This is a genomic window from Actinomycetospora sp. CA-053990 (genome assembly GCF_050948445.1).
Lineage (GTDB): Bacteria > Actinomycetota > Actinomycetes > Mycobacteriales > Pseudonocardiaceae > Actinomycetospora > Actinomycetospora callitridis.
On record NZ_CP192043.1, the window covers coordinates 5,100,138 to 5,118,642 of the forward strand.

The following is an 18,505-nucleotide window of genomic DNA, read 5'->3' on the forward strand; positions in this document are numbered from 1 at the left end:
GTCGCGCGAAGGGCACCTTCGGCCGGATAGAGCGGCGAGGGTTCCCCTTCGCCGAGCACGGTGATCGTCACGCGGTACGCGCGAGGGGCACCGTCAGCCGGATAGAGCGGCCGACGGTGCCCTTCGCGCGAGAACGCGGACCGGGGCCGACTAGAGCCGCTCACCCTCCAGCATCTCGGTGACCAGCGCCGCGATCGGCGAGCGCTCGGAGCGGGTCAGCGTGACGTGGGCGAACAGCGGGTGGCCCTTGAGCTTCTCGATCACGGCGGCGATGCCGTCGTGGCGGCCCACCCGCAGGTTGTCGCGCTGGGCGACGTCGTGGGTGAGGACGACGCGCGAGTTGGTGCCCAGGCGCGAGAGCACCGTGAGCAGCACGTTGCGCTCCAGCGACTGGGCCTCGTCGACGATGACGAAGGCGTCGTGCAGCGACCGGCCGCGGATGTGGGTCAGCGGCAGGACCTCGAGCATCCCGCGCTCGATGACCTCCTCGACCACGTTGGAGGACACCAGCGCGCCGAGGGTGTCGAACACCGCCTGCGCCCAGGGCGCCATCTTCTCGTTCTCGCCGCCCGGCAGGTAGCCGAGGTCCTGGCCGCCGACGGCGTAGACCGGGCGGAAGACGACGACCTTGCGGTGCTGCTGGCGCTCGAGGACCGCCTCGAGTCCGGCGCACAGGGCCAGCGCCGACTTGCCGGTGCCCGCCCGGCCGCCCATGGAGACGATGCCGATGTCGGGGTCGGTGAGCAGGTCGATCGCGATGCGCTGCTCCGCCGAGCGGCCGTGCAGGCCGAAGACGTCGCGGTCACCGCGCACGACACGGACCTGCTTGTCCGGGGTGACCCGCCCGAGCGCGGACGAGCCCCCGCCGAGCAGCCGCAGCCCGGTGTGGCACGGCAGCTCGCGGGCCTCCTCGACGTCGGCGACACCGTCGGCGAAGAGGGAGGACACCTCGTCCGGGGTCGCGGCGACCTCGGCGGTACCCGTCCAGCCCGTCGTCGTGACGTCCTGGCCGTGGTACTCGTCGGCGGGCAGGCCCACCGAGGCCGCCTTGACCCGCAGCGGCATGTCCTTCGTGACGAGGGTGACCGGGTGCGACTCGGCCGCGAGGTTGAGCGCGCAGGCGAGGATCCGGGAGTCGTTCTCCGCCGTCCGGAACCCGGCCGGCAGCACCGACGGGTCGGAGTGGTTGAGCTCGACCCGCAGCGTCCCTCCCTCCGGCGTCATGGGGATCGGCTCGTCGAGACGGCCGTGACGGATGCGGAGGTCGTCGAGCAGACGCAGTGCCTCCCGCGCGAACCAGCCCAGCTCGGAGTGGTGGCGCTTGCCCTCGAGCTCGGAGATGACGACGAGCGGGAGGACCACCTCGTGCTCGGCGAACCGCGTGGGGGCCCACGGGTCCGAGAGGAGCACGGAGGTGTCGAGGACGTAACAGCGCGCGCCGTCGGCGGCCCCGGAGGGACCGGTGACGGGGGTGCTGGCGGTGGTGCTGGCGGTGCTCACGGAAGCGGGACGCTCGGCTGGTGCTGCGCTCACGACGACTCCCTCGAGCGGCCACGGCACCCGCGACCACTGTGTTCCTCGGCGGAACGGGTCGGCTAGTCCGGCGGCTCGACGGCGCGGTGGCGCGGCCCGGGGGCCGTCCTGCGCCATCGCGGGGCAGAACCGGGTGCCGGCCCTCCCCCGGGATCGGACCAGGGCGGTCGCGTCGCGCCGACCGCGAGCCCCGACGCCGTGCTGGCGCTGGTGCCGCGAGCGGTGGACGTCCCCGTCCCGCTCCGATCTGCCACTACCGGCCTCCCCGGACGCCCCGCATCCGGTGCGGGTCCGTCGGCGCGGACGCTACCGCCGGTAGCCGGTCGCTGTCGCGCGCCGAGCGTGACGAGTTGGTGACGTGGCTCACCGATTTCCCGGCGGCAGGCCTCGCCCGCCGACCGTTCGGCGCAGCCAGGGCGGCCAGGCGGCACGTCGCGGCGCAGGACGGGGCGCGGGCGTCGGGGGTCCGCCGCGCAGTTGCTCGGGGGCGGGCGGGTCGTCGAGGACGTGGGCGAGACGCGCTGTGACCGGATCCGGGCCGGACCCGGCGAGCCAGGGCCGCAGCAGCCGCGCGCCCTCGACGTAGGTGGTCGTGTGGGTGCGCCATCGCGGGTGCGCCAGGAACTCCAGCATCCGGCGCGCCCGGGCCTCGTCGACGAGCAGCCAGCGACGCAGGTGCGCGACGACCTCGGCGTCGGGCCGGTGCTCGGCGTGCAGCATGAGGGCGGCGTCCTGGCGCACCGGCGCCAGGCGGGCCATGACCTCCTCGACGGCCTCGCCGAGCGCGGCGCGCTCGAGGTCGGTCGGCACCCCCGCCGCCGCGAGCACCTCGGCGTTCCAGCGCCCCCAGCCCGGTCCGACCACCGCCTCGAGCCCGAGCTCGGCGGCGCCCTCGGCCACGAGGCTCTGCGGGGTGCGCGCGAGGAACACCTCGCGCTCGGGCCGTCCCCCGCCCGCCGCCCGGGCGGCCGCGACGCGGCAGTGCTCGGTGTGGTGGCCCGGGTAGGCCTCGTGGGCCACGAGCAGCGGCAGGTGGGTCACCCGGTGCCCGATGCCGCCGTTCACCGTGATCGTCGAGCGCCGCGGGCCCACCCAGCGGCTGAACCCGCTCCACGGGGCGGTGTCGACGACCTCGAGCGTCACGTCCTCGCCCGGCGGCAGCCCCACGGTGGCCGCGGTGCGCTCGCGCAGGGCCCGGACCGCGGCGGCGAGGGCGGTCTCCAGGTACTCGGGGGCGAGGCGATCGCCGTCGCGGAAGGCCGCCAGGCGCTCGGGGAGGGCGCCGGACCCCCGAGCAGCGCGTCGAGGTCCCGGTGGGCCTCGCGGTAGCGGTCGGGCTCGCCGCGGCCGATGCGCACGCCGTAGCTGCGCTCCACCTCGTCGACGAAGCCGATCTCGCGGCCGCCGGCCCGCTCCGCGAGCACCCGGCACGCGCGCAGCTGGGCGTCGAGGAACGCGGACCGGGCAGCGCAGCGGGAGCCCCCGCTGGGCAGCGCCTCGCGCAGGCGGCCCGTCTCCCGGGCGAGGTCGTCGGGGCGGGGCGCCGGCTCGGCCGCGACCCGCGCCGCCTCCGCGGGGTCGCCGAGATGGGCGTCGAGCACCCCGGGCACGACCCGGTCCAGGCGCAGCGCGAGGCGGACATAGGCCCTCGCGAGCCCGTCGAGACCCGCGCTCCCCGCCCCGTCGACGTCCGGGTCCGCGACCACCGGACGAGGCTACGCCGCGTGGCCGCGGGAGGCCTCGTCCGTCGGGTGCCGGGTCTTGATACGACAGGCGGGTGTCGAGGGCCGCGACGCACCGCCACTGAATGCCCTGCCGGCCGCGGAATGCGCGGCGGACGTGACCGGCGAATCACCCGGTCATCCCACTCAAGTCGCAGTCGGAATTGTCAATCACTCGATGGGGGTTCCGAGCTGGAAATGGCCTGCTCGGGGCGGCTAGCTTTTAGCCCATCAGCCGCACCGTCCGTGGGGCTGGAAGCCATTCGACGGGGACCCCGAATTCCCGCCGATGCCAACGAACGAAACTGGAGCACTGGATGCTGAAGAAGGCGGGAATCGTCGTCCTGGGCGCGACGGCGGGCATGCTCTCCCTCGCTCCGCTGGCCTCCGCCGGCGAGGCGCCCTCCCACGGCGGTGACCACGGCAACCACGGCCACCACCACGACCACGACGGCGACCGCGGCCACCGCGGTGGCGGTGGGGACTGCGACAAGACCGCGATCTCCTCGGGCAACCGGCTCGTCAGCCTCGACAACCTGGCGTCGAACCTCGACGCCGACAACATCAACGTCCTCTCGCAGGACAACTCGCGTGACAGCGACTGCGGCGACGGTGGCGGCCGCGGCGGGCACGACGGGCACGACGGGCACGGCCACGGCGGGCACGGCCGCGACGGCGGCGGCGACCGCACCGCGATCTCCTCGGGCGACCGTCTGATCAGCGCCGACAACATCCTGGCCAACGCCAGCCTGGACAACATCAACGTCCTCAGCACGGACAACTCGCGCTAGTCCACACGTCCGCGGACGATCCGTGCCCATCGGGGGATGGCACGGGTCGTCCGCGGTCGGGGGAACACGGGAACGGCCCCGGGAGCACTGCTCCCGGGGCCGTTCTCGCGCGCGCTCGCTGATCAGCCGCCCCAGCGACGATTCCGTCGGGAATAGTCGCGCAGGGCCCGCAGGAAATCGATGTGACGGAACTGCGGCCACAGGGCCTCGGTGAAATAGAATTCCGAGTACACGGACTGCCACATGAGGAACCCCGAGAGCCGCTGCTCACCGGAGGTGCGGATCACGAGGTCGGGATCCGGCTGGCCCGACGTGTAGAGGTGCTCGGCGATGTGGTCGACGTCGAGCACCTCGGCGAGCTCCTCGATCGACGTGCCGGCCTCGGCGTGGCGCAGCAGGAGCTTGCGCACGGCGTCGGCGATCTCCTGCCGCCCGCCGTAGCCGATGGCGACGTTGACCTCCATGCCATCGCGGCCCGCCGTGCCGTCCGCGGCCGCCTCGATGCGCTCGGCCAGCGGCCGGGGCAGGGCGTCGGGGTTGCCGACCACCCGCAGGCGCCACCGGCGGTCCGGGGCCGCGAGACCCTCCACCGCCGAGGCGATGATCTCGAGCAGCTGGTCGAGCTCCGCGGTCGGCCGGTCGAGGTTGTCGGTGGAGAGCAGGAACAGGGTGACGACCTCGACGCCGGCCTCCTGGCTCCAGTCCAGGAGCTCGACGATCTTGGCTGCTCCGACGCGGTGGCCGTCGCTGGGATCGGCCAGTCCCGCCTCCCGCGCCCACCGGCGGTTGCCGTCGAGGATGACCCCGATGTGACGCGGCGGCGCGCTCGTGGCTCCACGACGGCGCAGCCGCCGCTCGTAGAGCGAGTAGGCGACCTGGCGCAGATCGTCCCGGAGTGTCACGGCGGCCCACGGTAGTCGGTGCGCCCGGCGGCGTTGAGGCCCGTGACCGAGCGGTGACGGCCCGGGGACGGCCTCGCGACAGCACCGCGAACGCCGTCACACCGGCCTGGATCTCCAGGTTCCGGCCCTATCCTGGAGCCCGTGACCGTCACCGACCCCGATGCCGACCTGGTCCCGGTCAAGCCGCGGCTGCGCGGCTGGTTGCACCTGTGGTCGTTCGTGGTCGCGGTCGCGGCCGGGATCGTGCTGGTGTCCCTGGCCGGCGCGACCGTGTCGGCGGAGGCGGCCGTCGCCGTGGCCGTCTACTCGCTGACGGTGTGCGGCGTGTTCGGGGTCAGCGCGCTCTACCACCGGCGGACGTGGCACACGGAGCGCGCGCGGACGGTCATGAAGCGCCTCGACCACGCGATGATCTTCGTCTTCATCGCGGGCACCTACACGCCGTTCGCCGTGCTCGCCCTGCCCGAGCGCACCGGCCTGATCGTGCTGGCCGTCGTGTGGGCGGGCGCGCTGGGCGGCGTCGTCCTCAAGATCGCGTGGCCGCACGCCCCGCGGTGGGTCGGGGTGCCGTTCTACCTGGCCCTCGGCTGGGTCGCGGTCTTCGTGATCCCCGACCTGCTCCACCGCGGAGGCGTGGCGGCGCTCGTCCTGCTGCTCGTCGGCGGGGCGTTCTACAGCCTGGGCGCCGTCTTCTACGCCCTGCGCCGCCCCGTCGGCTGGCCGGACACCTTCGGCTTCCACGAGTTCTTCCACGCCGCGACGGTCATCGCCGCGGCCTGCCACTACGTGGCGATCTGGCTGGTGCTCTACGCGGGCTAGCGCGCCGCGCGGGTCCTAGCCCTGCGGGGGGATCGGGTCCCCGCCGCCGCCGTCGGGGTCCGGGCGGTCGTCCACGCCGCCGGCTCCCGGCGTCGCGGTGTCCTCGTCGTCGAGCACCGGGCCGCGGGTCCGCAGCTCGTCGACCGCGCTCATCGCGCCGCGCAGGTCGTCCAGCCACGTGCTGGCGTGCTCGCCGACCAGGGCCACCGCCCAGGCCAGCGCGTCCGACCGCGAGCGGGCCACGCCGGCGTCGACCAGCGTGTCGAGCACCAGGCGCTCGGACTGGCGCAGCCGCGTCATCACCGGCACCGAGAGGGTCGTGAACAGCTCCTCGACCTCGCCGATCCGCGCGCCCCAGGCCACCTTGCGCCCGTAGCGGTGCTCGGCCTGGCGCGCGACCTCCATGCGCTCCTCGCGGGTCTCCTCGCGGAACCGCTCGATGCGCCCGTGCGACGCCGCGGCGCGCGCGGCCTCGTCGGCGTCCGCGTCCAGGTTCGGCGCCGCCAGCTCACCGACCACGAGGATCTCCTCGCGGTCGACCGTCACGGTCGGCGTGCCCGCGAACCATCCGTCCGGGAGCCGGCCCGCGAGCCAGCCCGCGAGGTCGTCGGTGCCGGGCAGGTCCGTCGGGACCCGTCCGCCGCCGCGCCGTCCCGGACCGCCGCGCCCCGGCCGGCCCCGATGTCCTCCGCGTCCCACCATCATGACGCTCCTCCTCCACGTTCTTGCTGTGCTTACAGCATTACACAGCAACGCCGGAGTGGGTGCGTCGACGTGTTCGCCGGTGGCGAAGCGGGCCCGACGGCGTGATCAACGGGGACTTCGCGCGCGTAGAAGCAGCGAACAGCGCGTTCGCTGCAGAAACCGCGGGCCCCGGAGACCCCGGGCGCGCGTCAGCGGGCGAGCGCGGCGGCGAGGTCGTCGGCCGCGGTGCGGGGGCGGTCGCAGACGAAGCCGCGGCAGACGTAGGCGGCGGGCTCGCCGTCGACCAGGGGACGGTCGGCGAGCAGGGGCACGCCGTCGGCGTCGGGCTCGCCCGCGACGACCACCGAGCCGCCGGGGGCGTGGCGCCGGGCGGTGTCGGCGAGCCGGACACGCCCGGGGGCGTCCGCGGCCACCACGGCGACCTGGAGCGGCCCGTGGGCGGCGGCCTCGGCGACGCCCAGCCAGGAGCCGGCGAACCGCGAGTGCCGGGACAGCAGGGTGCCCACGGCGTCCACCGCGGCGTCGGCGAGCTCGCGGTAGCGCGCGGAGGCCTCCGGCTCGACGAGCACCGAGGCCGTGAGCAGCGCCCCCGCCAGCAGCGAGGACCCGCACGGCGTGGCGCCGTCGGTGATCTCGCGGGGGCGGGTCACGAGCGCCTCGGCGTCGTCGGCGGTGTCCCAGAAGCGGCCGGTGTACGCCCCGTCCTCGCCGACCTCGGCGAAGTGCGTCAGCGTCGTCTCGAGCAGCGACCGGGCCTCGTCGAGCCACCGCGCCTCGCCCGTGGCCTGGTGCAGCGCGAGCAGGGCCTCGACGAGGGCGGCGTGGTCCTCGAGCACCGCGGGGGCGTCGCCGACCTCGCCGTCCCGCGAGGTCCGGCGCAACCGCCCGTCGACGACGTGGGTGCGCAGCAGGAGCGCGACCGCGCGTCGCGCGGCGGCCAGCCACTCGCTGCGCCCGAGGGCCGCCGACGCCTCGACCAGCGCGGTGACGGCCAGCGCGTTCCACCCGGCCACGACCTTGTCGTCGCGCTCGGGCTGCGGGCGGCCGGCACGGGCGGCCAGCAGGGACCGGCGGACCGCCTGCCAGCGCCCCGGGTCGTCGGGATCGACGGGCATCCGCAGCGTGGAGCGGCCGTGCTCGAACGTGCCGACGGCCGTGACCCCGAGCAGCTCCGCGGCCCACACCCCGTCCTCGGCGCCCAGGACCTCGACGAGCTCGGCGGGGCTCCACACGTAGGTCGAGCCCTCCTCCCCCGCGGCGTCCGCGTCGAGCGCCGAGGCGAAGCCGCCCTGGGCGGTGCGCAGGTCGCGCAGCAGGAAGGCGGCCGTCATGTCGGTGACACGGGCGGCGGACGGGGACCCCGTCAGCCGGGCCAGGTGCGCGTAGACGCGCAGCAGCTGGGCGTTGTCGTAGAGCATCTTCTCGAAGTGCGGCACGGTCCACGTCGCGTCGACCGAGTAGCGGGCGAACCCGCCCGCGAGCTGGTCGAACAGCCCGCCGCGGGCCATCGCCTCGGCGGTGATGTCGGTCATCGCGAGGGCGTCGGAGCTGCCCGTGCGCTCGTGGTGGCGCAGCAGGAACTCCAGCACCGCCGACGGCGGGAACTTCGGCGCGCCCCCGAACCCGCCGTGCTGCTCGTCGAAGTCGCCGGTCAGCGCGACGACGGCCTCGGCGAGGGTGTCGGCGTCGACACCGGCGGGCGGCAGCGACCGGGACACCGACGCGAGACGCGCGGTGATCGCGCGGGCGGCGTCGCGCACCCGCTCGCCCTCGTCGCTCCACGCCCGCACCACGGCCCCGAGCAGCTGGGTGAACGACGGCATGCCCCCGTGCGGGCTCGCCGGGTAGTAGGTGCCGCAGTGGAACGGGTCGCCGTCGGGCGTGAGGAAGCAGGTCATCGGCCAGCCGCCCTGGCCGGTCATGGCCTGGGTGGCCTCCATGTAGACCGCGTCGACGTCCGGGCGCTCCTCGCGATCGACCTTGATCGCCACGAAGTGCGCGTTGACGTACGCCGCCACCTCGGCATCGGAGAACGACTCGTGCGCCATGACGTGGCACCAGTGGCACGCGGCGTACCCCACCGAGAGCAGGACCGGCACCTCGCGACGGCGCGCCTCGGCGAACGCCCCGGACGACCAGGGCTGCCAGTCGATGGGGTTGTCGGCGTGTTGGCGCAGGTAGGGGCTGGTGGAGCCGGCGAGCCGGTTGGCCATGACGGGATCCTCGCAGCCGCCGGGGATCAGGACGAACCGGTCCCCGGCGGATCCGCGGTCCGGTCGGTGCGCGGCGCCGTCGGCGCCACCGGGTCGTCGGGGTCCGCTGGACCGTCGTCGCCCTCGCGCGACTCGGGCGGCTCCGGGTCGAACGACGGCGGCACCTTGCGCAGCTGCTTGTTCATCGAGCGGATGAGCAGGGCCGTCGCCAGCCCGAGCAGCAGGATGACCACCAGCGCGATCGGCGACGTCTTGCCGAACTCCTCGCCGCGCTCGGACCCCGGCGGCGCGCCGGGCGGCGGCGCCGCCAGCGGCAGCACCGTCCACCACACGGCGAGGGGTGTCATGCGCCGACCCGCTCCCGGACGCCCGCGAACAGGTCGTCCCCGGGCTGCTCGTTGGTCTCCTCGGTGTCCACCAGGGAGCGTGCCAGCTCGTAGTCCTCGGTGGGCCACACACGCTGCTGCAGCTCCAGCGGCATCTGGAACCAGCGGCCGTTCGGGTCGATCTGCGTGGCGTGCGCCCGCAGCGCGTCGTCGCGGACTGCGAAGTACTCCGCGCACGTGACGCGCGTGGTCACCCGCTGGCCCGGGTCGGGCCGCGAGTCGTCCCAGCGGTCGAGCCACTCCGCCCACGGCGACTCGAGGCCCGCCTCGAGCAGGGCCTCGTGGAAGGCCTGGATGCGGGCCTTGGAGAAGCCGTGCGAGTAGTAGACCTTCAGCGGCTGCCACGGCTCACCCGCGAGCGGGAAGCGCTCCGGGTCGCCCGCGGCCTCGAACGCGGCCATCGAGACCTCGTGGCAGCGGATGTGGTCCGGGTGCGGGTAGCCGCCGTTCTCGTCGTAGGTGACGACGACGTGCGGCCGGAACTCGCGCATGACCCGCACGAGCGCCTCGGTGGGCACCTCGAGGGGCTCGAGCGCGAAGCAGCCCGGCGGCAGCGGGGGCTTCGGGTCGCCCTCGGGCAGCCCGGAGTCGACGAAACCGAGCCAGCGGTGCGACACACCCAGGATCGCCGCGGCCTTCGCCATCTCGGCACGCCGCGTGCCCGGCATGTCCGCGTTGACCTCGGGGGTGTCCATCGCCGGGTTGAGGATGCTGCCGGCCTCGCCACCCGTGCAGGTGACGACCATGACCTCCACGCCCTCGGCGACGTAGCGGGCACAGGAGGCGGCGCCCTTGCTGGCCTCGTCGTCGGGGTGGGCGTGCACCGTCATCAGCCGCAGCGGCTGGTCGGTAGGGAGTGCGCTCATCGTCTGTCCGGAGCCGTCCTCGTGCGTCGTTCTGGTGACCACCGTGGTGCAACACCCCGGTCGCCCCCCATCATCCCGGCCACCCCCGACAGCCCCGCCCGCGGACCCCGCGCCACCCCCTCTTGACAGAGAAAGCGCAGGTGGGCAAGGCCCTTCACGCGCACCCGATCCGCAGCGCGGCATCCTCGGACGGGTTCCGAGCGGCGCCCATCGTGTTACCGTGTGGCGACACGGCCCGCATGCCGCGGGTCGTGTTTTTCCGTCTGTGGCCCCCGGGCCGCGGCACCGTCCACCCTGGCGCGGTGCCAGCAAGGCCCGTGAGGAGAACAGGCCACCGACCCGCGTCGCGCGGGCCCGGACCTCCGAGGAGTTGATCACCGTGACCGAGACGCAGACGCAGGTGACCTGGCTGACCCAGGACGCCCACGACCGGCTGAAGGCCGAGCTCGACGACCTCGTCGCCCAGCGTCCGGTGATCGCGCAGAAGATCAACGCTGCGCGCGAGGAGGGCGACCTCAAGGAGAACGGCGGCTACCACGCCGCCCGCGAGGAGCAGGGCGTGATGGAGGCCCGCATCCGCCACCTCCAGGAGCTCCTGCACACCGCGAAGGTCGGCGAGACGCCCACCGAGAGCGGCACCGCCGTCCCGGGCACGGTGCTCACCGTCCGCTTCGAGGGCGACGACGACACCGAGACGTTCCTGCTCGGCTCGCGCGAGGAGGGCGCCCACGGCGACCTCGAGGTCTACTCGCCCAACTCCCCGCTCGGTTCGGCGCTGCTCGGCGCCAAGGCCGGCGAGACCGTGAGCTACGACCTGCCCGACGGCGGGTCGATGGAGGTCACGCTGGTCTCCGCGGAGCCCTACAGCTCCTGAGTCTCACTCCGGCGCCACCTCGTACCCGGCGCCGGCCAGGTCGTCCAGGATCGCCGCCGCGTGCTCGTGGCCCCGCGCCTCGAGCGTGAGGGCCACGTCCACCGCACCCAGCGACCTCCCGGACCCCATCAGGCGGCGGTGCTCGACGTCGACGACGTTGCCCCCGGCCGCCCCCACCCGCCGCAGCACGTCGGCGAGGTAGCCGGGGCGGTCGGGCAGGCGCACGCGCAGCGACGCGTAGCGCCCGGCCGCCACGAGGCCGCGGCGCACGAGGTCGACGAGCATCAGCGGGTCGGCGTTGCCGCCGGACACCACCGCCACCACCGGGGCCGCCCAGCGCCCGGGGTACTCCGCGATCGCGGCGACGGCCGCCGCCCCGGCCGGCTCGACGAGCAGCTTCTCCCGCTCGAGGCTGCGCAGGACCCCGCGGGCGAGGGCCTCCTCGTCGACGGTCACGATCTCGTCGACCAGGGCCGCGACGTGGGCGAACGTGACGTCGCCGGGCCGCGGGACCGCGATCCCGTCCGCGATCGTCGCGCCGGTGACCGTCACCGGTGCCCCGGCCGCCAGCGACGGGGGCCAGGCGGCCAGGCCCGCCGCCTGGGCGCCGACGACGTGCACCCCGCGGTCGGCCACGGCGGCGGCGATCCCGGAGATCAGCCCACCACCGCCGGTGCACACGACGATGGTGGCGACGTCCGGCACCTGCTCGAGGATCTCGAGCCCGACCGTGCCTTGCCCCGCGACGATGTCGGGGTGGTCGAAGGGGTGGATCAGCACCGCGCCGGTGCGCTCGGCGAACGCCGCCGCGGCCTCGAGCGTCTCGGCGAACGTGTCGACGAGCTGCACGTCGGCGCCGTAGCCCCGCGTGGCGGCGAGCTTCGGCAGCGGCGCCCCGGCGGGCATGAACACCGTGGCCCGTGTGTCGAGCAGGCGGGCGGCCAGCGCCACGCCCTGCGCGTGGTTGCCGGCGCTCGCGGCGACGACCCCCGGCGCGCGGCCCTCCGGCCCGAGGCGCTCGATGCGCCGGTAGGCACCGCGAATCTTGAAGCTGCCCGTGCGCTGGAGGTTCTCGCACTTGAGCGAGACGGGTCCGCCGGCGAAGCCCGAGAGCACCCGCGAGGGCGCGACCGGGGTGGTGCGCACGATCCCGGTCAGCGCGACCCGGGCGGCCTCGACGTCCGCGCGCTCGACCAGCTCCACGCCGACCGATCCTGCCTCCTCGCCGCGACCGCCGTCCGGGTGGTCCGCCCGCCGGTAGGCGAACGGCGGACGGGCGGTGGCGGGGCGGTGGCGAGCCCCGGCCCGTCGGCGACGGTCGAACCGTCGACCGGTCGTCGCCGAACGCCCGTCGCCGATCGCCCGATCGTGCGAGCGCCTCACGCCCGCCACGCACGTCGGTAGCCTCGTGGGGGCGGCGTGAGGAATCCGCTCCAGGGGGTGAGACGGCATGGCGATCGATCCGGTCGGCCCGGCGCCGGGAACCTCACGGCCTCCCCACACGTTCTCCGACGTGTCGGCCTCCGCCCCTACGGCTCCCCTCGCGACGGCTGCGGCGCCCGCCGCCGCGGCGGATGGCGCGCCCGCCGACGGCACGCGCGCGTCACGGGTGGCCCGCGCGCTGCCCCTGCTGCTCGCCGCGCTGCTCGCGGTGGCGGCCTTCGGCACCGTCGGCAGCGCCGGGTGCGACGACCCGGGCACCTACGTCAGCACCCCGGACGGCATCGCCCTCGTCGGGGGCTGCGTGAAGCCCGGCGACATCGACCCGATGACCGACCCCTCGATGCACGACCCGGCCTCGCGCCGCGGGTAGGAGCGGCTGACGATCCCGGCCCGCGGGGCCAGGATCGGGGCATGACCGCCCCTTCGTCAGACCTGCCGTTCGACCCGCGCGCCCTGCTCGCCGGGAGCCGTCTGGGCGTCCTCGCCACGATCAAGGCCGACGGCCGTCCGCAGCTCTCGCCCGTCATGCCGTTCTACGACCGCGAGGCGGGCACCCTCACCGTCTCGATGACCGAGGGACGCGCCAAGACCGCGAACCTGCGCCGCGACCCCCGCGCCGCGCTGGAGGTCACGAGCGCCGACGGCCGGTCGTGGGCCACCGCCGAGGGGACGGTGACGCTCGTCGGCCCGGGCACCGACCCGCACGGCCCGGAGGTCGAGGCCCTCGTCGCGTACTACCGCGCGGCGGCCGGTGACCACCCCGACTGGGACGACTACCGCGCGACGATGGTGGCCGACCGCCGCGTGCTCATGACGATGAGCGTCGACCACGTCTACGGCGACGCCCTGGGCTGAGCCTCGAGGACAGCCTCTACGACAGCGAGTCGAGCGCCTGGCGGACGTCGTCGACGAGGTCGTCGGCGTCCTCCAGCCCGACCGACAGGCGCACGAGGTCGGCGGGCACCTCGAGCAGCGAGCCCGCCGCCGAGGCGTGGGTCATCGCGCCGGGGTGCTCGACGAGCGACTCCACGCCGCCCAGGGACTCCGCGAGCGTGAACACCCGGGTCGCGGCGCAGAAGTCGCGGGCGGCCTGCTCGCCGCCGGCGATGCGGGCCGAGATCATCCCCCCGAAACGGCGCATCTGCTTGGCGGCCACCTCGTGCCCCGGGTGGTCGGCACGGCCCGGGTAGAGGACCGAGACGACCGCCGGGTGGGCGGCGAGGACGTCGGCGACGCGCTCGGCGTTGTCGCTGTGGCGCTCCATGCGCACGGCGAGGGTCTTGAGGCCGCGCTGGGTGAGGAAGCAGTCGAACGGGCCGGGCACCGCGCCCATGCCGTTCTGCATGCGCCCGAGCGTGGCGTCGAGCTCGGTGTCGTCGGTGACGAGCGCGCCGCCGACGACGTCGGAGTGCCCGCCGAGGTACTTCGTCGTCGAGTGCACGACCGCGTGCGCGCCGAGCGTGAGCGGGGCCTGCAGGTAGGGCGAGGCGAAGGTGTTGTCGACGACCAGCATCAGGTCGTGCTCGCGGGCCAGGGCGCCGAGCGCCGCGATGTCGGCGATGCCGAGCAGCGGGTTGGTCGGCGTCTCACACCAGAGGATCTTGGTGTTCGGGCGGATCGCCGCCCGCACGGCGTCGACGTCGGCGGTGTCGACCGCGGTGTACTCGACGCCCCAGTCGCAGTAGACCGTCGAGATCAGCCGGTAGGTGCCGCCGTAGGCGTCGAGCGGCATGAGCACGTGGTCGCCGGGGCGCAGCACGCCGCGCAGCAGCGCGTCCTCGGCCGCCATGCCCGACGCGAACGCCCGGGCGTGCCGGCCGCCCTCGAGCGAGGCCAGCGTCGTCTCCAGCGCGGTGCGCGTGGGGTTGCCGGTGCGCGCGTACTCGTAGCCCGAGCGCAGCCCACCGACGCCGTCCTGGGCGAAGGTGGACGTCGCGAAGATGGGGACGACGACCGAGCCCGTGGTCGGGTCGGGCTCCTGGCCGTCGTGCAGGGCGCGGGTCGAGAAACCGTTCACCTCGTCCACCCTAGGCACCCCGGGTTCACGCCGGCCCACCCATGTCGTAACGGCTGCCCGTGGCGAGGAACGCCAGGATGTCGGCGCGGGTGACGATGCCGGCGGGACGGCCGTCCACGAGCACCAGCGCCCCGTCGCCCCCGCGCAGCGCCTCCATCGCCTTCGACAGCGGCTCGGTGCTCCCCAGGCTCGGCAGCGGCTTCGAGAGGTGGTCCTCGACGGGGTCGGTCAGCGACGCCCGGTTGTTGAAGAGGTTGTCGAGCAGGTCGCGCACGGTCACGGCGCCGCGCACCTCGGCCGCCATGACCGGCGGCTCGGCCTTGACGATCGGCATCTGCGAGACGCCGAACTCCCGCATGATCGACACGGCGTCGGCGACGGTCTCGTTGGGATGGCCGTGGACGAGGTCGGGGATGGAGCCGTCCTTGCGACGCAGGATGTCGCCGACCGTCCACTCGGTGGTGTCGGGGGTGAGGAACCCGTAGGACGACATCCACCCGTCGTTGAACACCGTCGACAGGTAGCCGCGACCACCGTCGGGCAGGAGCACGACGATGACGTCGTCGGGGCCGGCCTCCGCGGCGACCTTCGCGGCCGCGCACACGGCCATCCCGCACGAGCCGCCGACCAGCAGCGCCTCCTCGCGGGCGAGGCGCCGCGTCATGTGGAAGGAGTCGGCGTCGGGGACGGCGACGATCTCGTCGGGGACCCCGCGGTCGTACGTCGTCGGCCAGAAGTCCTCGCCGACACCCTCGACGAGGTAGGGCCGCCCGTCGCCGCCGGAGTACACCGAGCCCACGGGGTCGGCGCCGACGATGCGCACCCGCCCGTCGGAGACGTCCTTGAGGTAGTGACCGGTGCCCGAGATCGTGCCGCCGGTGCCGACGCCGGCGACGAAGTGCGTGATGCGCCCGTCGGTCTGGTCCCAGATCTCCGGACCGGTCGACTCGACGTGCGACGCCGGGTTGGCGAGGTTGGCGTACTGGTTGGGCTTCCAGCCGCCGTCGGTGTCGCGGGCGAGCCGGTCGGAGACCGAGTAGTACGACTCCGGGCTCTCGGGCTCCACGGCGGCGGGACAGACGACGACCTCGGCGCCGTACGCGCGCAACGCGTCCTGCTTCGCCACGCTCACCTTGTCGGGCACGACGAAGATGCAGTGGTAGCCGCGCTGCTGGGCGATGATCGCCAGGCCGATGCCGGTGTTGCCCGATGTCGGCTCGACGATGGTGCCGCCCGGCTTCAGCTCGCCCGACGCCTCGGCGGCGTCGATCATCTTCTCGGCGATGCGGTCCTTCACGCTGCCGCCGGGGTTGAAGTACTCGACCTTCGCGAGCACCAGGGGCGCGTCGGGCCCCGTCGGGACGACGTGGTTGAGACGCACCAGCGGCGTGTGGCCGATGAGGTCCGCGACGTGCTCCGCGTAGCGCATGACACCCATCCTCCGGCTTTGCCGCCCGGAGCGCGCCCCACCCCCTCGGACGTGCGCCGGATCACCTCGCCGGGCGCCGACGGCGAAGCCCGCCCTGGTGCGCGGTCGTAGGGTCGGCGCCATGGTCGCCCCAGGCCGCGAGGCCGTCATCGTGTCCGCCGTCCGCTCGCCGATCGGCCGCGCCCGCAAGGGCTCGCTGGCCGGGATGCGCCCCGACGACCTCACCGCGCAGGTGGTGCGCGCCGCGCTCGACGCCGTGCCCGCGCTCGACCCGACCGAGGTCGAGGACCTCCTGCTCGGCTGCGGCCTGCCCGGCGGCGAGCAGGGCCACAACCTCGCGCGCATCGTCGCCGTCCAGCTCGGGATGGACACCCTGCCCGGCGCGACGATCACGCGGTACTGCTCGTCGTCGGTGCAGACCGCACGCATGGCCGCGCACGCCATCCGCGCCGGCGAGGGCGACGTCTTCCTCGCCGCCGGCGTCGAGACCGTCTCGCGCTTCGACAAGGGCAGCTCCGACAACCTGCCCGGCACGCACAACCCGCTGTTCGCCGACGCCGAGGCCCGCACGGCCGAGGTGGCCGCGGCCGGCGCCACCGAGTGGCACGACCCGCGCGCCGACGGCCTGCTCCCGGACGCGTACATCGCGATGGGGCAGACCGCGGAGAACGTCGCGCTGGCCGAGGGCGTGACGCGCGAGGAGATGGACCGCTTCGCTGCGCGCTCGCAGCAGCGGGCGGGCGCCGGGCAGCAGAACGGCTTCTGGGCCCGCGAGATCACCCCGGTGACGCTGCCCGACGGCTCGGTGATGGAGCACGACGACAGCCCCCGGCCGAGCACCACGTACGAGGCGCTCGCCGACCTCAAGCCGGTCTTCCGTCCCGACGGGCGCATCACCGCCGGCAACGCCTGCCCGCTCAACGACGGCGCCGCCGCGCTCGTGGTGATGTCCGCGGAGCGCGCCGAGGCGCTGGGGATCACCCCGCTCGCGCGCATCGTCTCCACCGCCGTCAGCGCGCTCTCGCCCGAGATCATGGGCCTCGGCCCGATCGAGGCGTCGGCGCGGGCGCTGGCCCGGGCCGGGCTCGGGATCGCCGACGTCGACCTCGTCGAGATCAACGAGGCCTTCGCCGCCCAGGTCCTCCCCTCGGCGCGGGGCCTGGGGATGTCCGACGACGACATCGAGGAGAAGCTCAACGTGCACGGCGGCTCGATCGCCGTCGGCCACCCGTTCGGCATGACCGGCGCGCGCATCGCCACGACGCTGATCAACGGCCTGCGCACCCGCGACGCCACGCTCGGCCTCGAGACCATGTGCGTCGGCGGCGGGCAGGGCATGGCGATGGTGCTCGAGCGCCTGAACTGAGCCCGGACGTGCGACGGCCCCTCCCGGATGGTTCGGGAGGGGCCGTCGTCGTCGGTGTCGCGCGCTACTGCCGGAAGTAGCTCAGCAGCTGCAGGATCTCGATGTAGAGCCAGACCAGCGTGGTCATGAAGCCGAAGGCCAGGTACCACGCGAACCGCGCGGGGACGCCGGCCTTGACCGCCTGGTCGGCCTGGTCGAAGTCGAGCAGCAGCATGAAGGCGCCGATGCCGATGCAGACCAGGCTGAAGATGATCGCCAGCGGGCCGCCCGAGCGCAGGCCCAGGCCGCCGTCGACGAAGAAGCTGATCAGCAGGTTCGCGACCATGAGGATCAGGACGCCGATGGCGGCGCCGATGACCATCTTGGTCAGGCGGGGCGTCACCCGGATGGCGCCGGTCTTGTAGACGACCAGCATGCCGATGAAGACGCCCAGCACACCGAGGATCGCCTGGAAGCCGATGCCGGCGTACTGGCTGCTCGAACTCTCGAGGAGCCCGGTCAGCGATCCGAGGGCGACACCCTCGGCGAGGGAGTAGCCCAGGACGAGCGCCTTGTTGGTGCTCTGCTTGAAGATGATGATCAGGGCGAGGACGAGTCCGACGACGAGTCCACCGATGATCCCGATGAACCCGAGGCCGACCACGGCACTCGCGATACCGACGGCGATGGCGAGGACGGCGTTGAGCGCCGTCTTCTGGACGACGTCGTCGACGGTGAGCGGACGGTCGTCGGCCGCCGCCGTCGGCATCGGGCTGCCGCCCCCGCCGAACATGCCGCCTGCGCCGGCCATGCCGGCCGGGGCCTGACCCGCCGAGCCGAACCGCGCATACCCACCCGGTGAGGTGGGCAGGTTGCGGAACGCCGGGTTGCTGCTGGTGCGCACCTCTCGTCCTCCTCCTACGCGAAGCCGGCTCCGACGGCGGGATGCCGCCTGCCGGTTCACCGCGGACTGTCGTCCACCTGGTGCAACGACGGGATGCGGGCTTCGGTTCCCGCTCGGTAAACAGAACTTTACCGGATGCGGTCACCACGCACCGTGTCCGCTTCCGCCCGAGATGGGGGGCGGCTCCCAGTCTAGGTCCCCGTTCGGAGGTATGAGCCCCCGCGGGAGGTGTCATGCTGCGAGGGCGGGGCACTCTCGGGCCGAAGCCCCGCAGTCGGCAGGAAGGGGTGTCGGGATGGATCTCGGCAAGATGGCGGACAAGGCCAAGGACTGGGCCGGGAAGAACCCGGACAAGGCGGACGGCTACGTCGACAAGGGTACCGACGCCGTCGGCGAGAAGTTCGGCCACGAGCAGCAGGTCGACCAGTTCGGCGAGAAGGCCAAGGACTACCTGCACGGCGGCCAGGAGCAGCCGCCCCCGCCGGAGGGACAGGGCCCGCCGCCGCCCCCGCCCGGCGAGGAGCCCCCGCGTCCCTGACGCGGACTCCCCCGATCCA

Annotated in this window: 19 protein-coding genes; 7 read left to right on the plus strand and 12 right to left on the minus strand. The window is 74.2% G+C overall.

What is annotated here, in order from left to right; all coding sequences use genetic code 11:
- Positions 1 to 150: 150 nt before the first annotated feature.
- The 3 genes from ACQPYN_RS26160 to ACQPYN_RS26170 form a co-directional block, all read right to left on the minus strand.
- Complete coding sequence (locus ACQPYN_RS26160; protein ID WP_433029332.1) at positions 151 to 1,500, minus strand: PhoH family protein; 1,350 nt, start codon at positions 1,498 to 1,500, stop codon at positions 151 to 153.
- A gap of 396 nt (positions 1,501 to 1,896) precedes the next feature.
- A complete protein-coding gene (locus ACQPYN_RS26165; protein WP_433029334.1) occupies positions 1,897 to 2,700 on the minus strand; it encodes a hypothetical protein in 804 nt (267 codons plus the stop codon).
- Positions 2,673 to 3,239 carry a hypothetical protein gene (locus ACQPYN_RS26170; RefSeq protein ID WP_433029336.1) on the minus strand — a complete coding sequence of 189 codons (567 nt, stop codon included), beginning with the start codon at positions 3,237 to 3,239 and terminating at the stop codon, positions 2,673 to 2,675. The genes ACQPYN_RS26165 and ACQPYN_RS26170 overlap by 28 nt, the downstream gene beginning before the upstream one ends.
- Before the next feature lie 332 nt (positions 3,240 to 3,571).
- On the opposite strand from ACQPYN_RS26170, the gene ACQPYN_RS26175 reads away from it, so the two are divergent.
- On the plus strand, positions 3,572 to 4,045 hold the full coding sequence (locus tag ACQPYN_RS26175; RefSeq protein WP_433029338.1) for a hypothetical protein: 474 nt from the start codon (positions 3,572 to 3,574) through the stop codon (positions 4,043 to 4,045).
- A gap of 122 nt (positions 4,046 to 4,167) precedes the next feature.
- Here ACQPYN_RS26175 and ACQPYN_RS26180 read toward each other — a convergent pair whose 3' ends face one another.
- Positions 4,168 to 4,929, minus strand: a complete 762-nt coding sequence (locus ACQPYN_RS26180; RefSeq protein WP_433039049.1) for an isoprenyl transferase — start codon at positions 4,927 to 4,929, stop codon at positions 4,168 to 4,170.
- A gap of 150 nt (positions 4,930 to 5,079) precedes the next feature.
- Between ACQPYN_RS26180 and trhA the strand changes: the two genes are divergently transcribed.
- On the plus strand, positions 5,080 to 5,766 hold the full coding sequence (gene trhA, locus ACQPYN_RS26185) for a PAQR family membrane homeostasis protein TrhA (RefSeq protein ID WP_433039051.1): 687 nt from the start codon (positions 5,080 to 5,082) through the stop codon (positions 5,764 to 5,766).
- 15 nt (positions 5,767 to 5,781) lie between these two features.
- Here trhA and ACQPYN_RS26190 read toward each other — a convergent pair whose 3' ends face one another.
- The 4 genes from ACQPYN_RS26190 to mca all read right to left on the minus strand — a co-directional run bounded on the left by ACQPYN_RS26190 (position 5,782) and on the right by mca (position 9,936).
- A complete protein-coding gene (locus tag ACQPYN_RS26190) occupies positions 5,782 to 6,468 on the minus strand; it encodes a hypothetical protein (protein WP_433039053.1) in 687 nt (228 codons plus the stop codon).
- Positions 6,469 to 6,659: 191 nt separating this feature from the next.
- Positions 6,660 to 8,684 carry a thioredoxin domain-containing protein gene (locus tag ACQPYN_RS26195; RefSeq protein ID WP_433029340.1) on the minus strand — a complete coding sequence of 675 codons (2,025 nt, stop codon included), beginning with the start codon at positions 8,682 to 8,684 and terminating at the stop codon, positions 6,660 to 6,662.
- Positions 8,685 to 8,710: 26 nt separating this feature from the next.
- Positions 8,711 to 9,031, minus strand: a complete 321-nt coding sequence (locus tag ACQPYN_RS26200; RefSeq protein WP_433029342.1) for a hypothetical protein — start codon at positions 9,029 to 9,031, stop codon at positions 8,711 to 8,713.
- The gene (gene mca / locus ACQPYN_RS26205; protein ID WP_433029344.1) at positions 9,028 to 9,936 is read right to left on the minus strand and encodes a mycothiol conjugate amidase Mca; all 909 of its coding nucleotides are present in this window, start codon (positions 9,934 to 9,936) and stop codon (positions 9,028 to 9,030) included. Before mca ends, ACQPYN_RS26200 begins: the two co-directional genes overlap by 4 nt.
- A gap of 379 nt (positions 9,937 to 10,315) precedes the next feature.
- Between mca and greA the strand changes: the two genes are divergently transcribed.
- Positions 10,316 to 10,810: a transcription elongation factor GreA gene (greA, locus tag ACQPYN_RS26210; protein WP_433029346.1), complete on the plus strand. Its 495-nt coding sequence runs from the start codon at positions 10,316 to 10,318 to the stop codon at positions 10,808 to 10,810.
- A 3-nt stretch (positions 10,811 to 10,813) separates the two neighbouring features.
- Here greA and ACQPYN_RS26215 read toward each other — a convergent pair whose 3' ends face one another.
- Positions 10,814 to 12,013, minus strand: coding sequence for a threonine ammonia-lyase (locus tag ACQPYN_RS26215; protein WP_433029348.1), 1,200 nt, complete (start codon positions 12,011 to 12,013; stop codon positions 10,814 to 10,816).
- A 310-nt stretch (positions 12,014 to 12,323) separates the two neighbouring features.
- Here ACQPYN_RS26215 and ACQPYN_RS26220 point away from each other — a divergent pair, with 310 nt between their 5' ends.
- Both ACQPYN_RS26220 and ACQPYN_RS26225 read left to right on the plus strand, forming a co-directional pair.
- Complete coding sequence (locus ACQPYN_RS26220) at positions 12,324 to 12,623, plus strand: hypothetical protein (protein ID WP_433029350.1); 300 nt, start codon at positions 12,324 to 12,326, stop codon at positions 12,621 to 12,623.
- Between the two features lie 41 nt (positions 12,624 to 12,664).
- Positions 12,665 to 13,108, plus strand: coding sequence for a PPOX class F420-dependent oxidoreductase (locus tag ACQPYN_RS26225; protein WP_433029352.1), 444 nt, complete (start codon positions 12,665 to 12,667; stop codon positions 13,106 to 13,108).
- Between the two features lie 16 nt (positions 13,109 to 13,124).
- On the opposite strand, the gene ACQPYN_RS26230 is transcribed toward ACQPYN_RS26225, so the two are convergent.
- Positions 13,125 to 14,270 (minus strand): cystathionine gamma-synthase, encoded by a 1,146-nt coding sequence (locus tag ACQPYN_RS26230; protein WP_433039055.1) that lies wholly within the window; start codon positions 14,268 to 14,270, stop codon positions 13,125 to 13,127.
- Between the two features lie 25 nt (positions 14,271 to 14,295).
- Positions 14,296 to 15,699, minus strand: a complete 1,404-nt coding sequence (locus tag ACQPYN_RS26235) for a cystathionine beta-synthase (protein ID WP_433029354.1) — start codon at positions 15,697 to 15,699, stop codon at positions 14,296 to 14,298.
- 121 nt (positions 15,700 to 15,820) lie between these two features.
- Between ACQPYN_RS26235 and ACQPYN_RS26240 the strand changes: the two genes are divergently transcribed.
- Positions 15,821 to 17,065: an acetyl-CoA C-acetyltransferase gene (locus ACQPYN_RS26240; RefSeq protein WP_433029356.1), complete on the plus strand. Its 1,245-nt coding sequence runs from the start codon at positions 15,821 to 15,823 to the stop codon at positions 17,063 to 17,065.
- Positions 17,066 to 17,129: 64 nt separating this feature from the next.
- On the opposite strand, the gene ACQPYN_RS26245 is transcribed toward ACQPYN_RS26240, so the two are convergent.
- Positions 17,130 to 17,948, minus strand: coding sequence for a Bax inhibitor-1/YccA family protein (locus tag ACQPYN_RS26245; RefSeq protein ID WP_433029358.1), 819 nt, complete (start codon positions 17,946 to 17,948; stop codon positions 17,130 to 17,132).
- A 295-nt stretch (positions 17,949 to 18,243) separates the two neighbouring features.
- Here ACQPYN_RS26245 and ACQPYN_RS26250 point away from each other — a divergent pair, with 295 nt between their 5' ends.
- Positions 18,244 to 18,486, plus strand: a complete 243-nt coding sequence (locus ACQPYN_RS26250) for an antitoxin (RefSeq protein ID WP_433029360.1) — start codon at positions 18,244 to 18,246, stop codon at positions 18,484 to 18,486.
- Positions 18,487 to 18,505 lie beyond the last annotated feature (19 nt).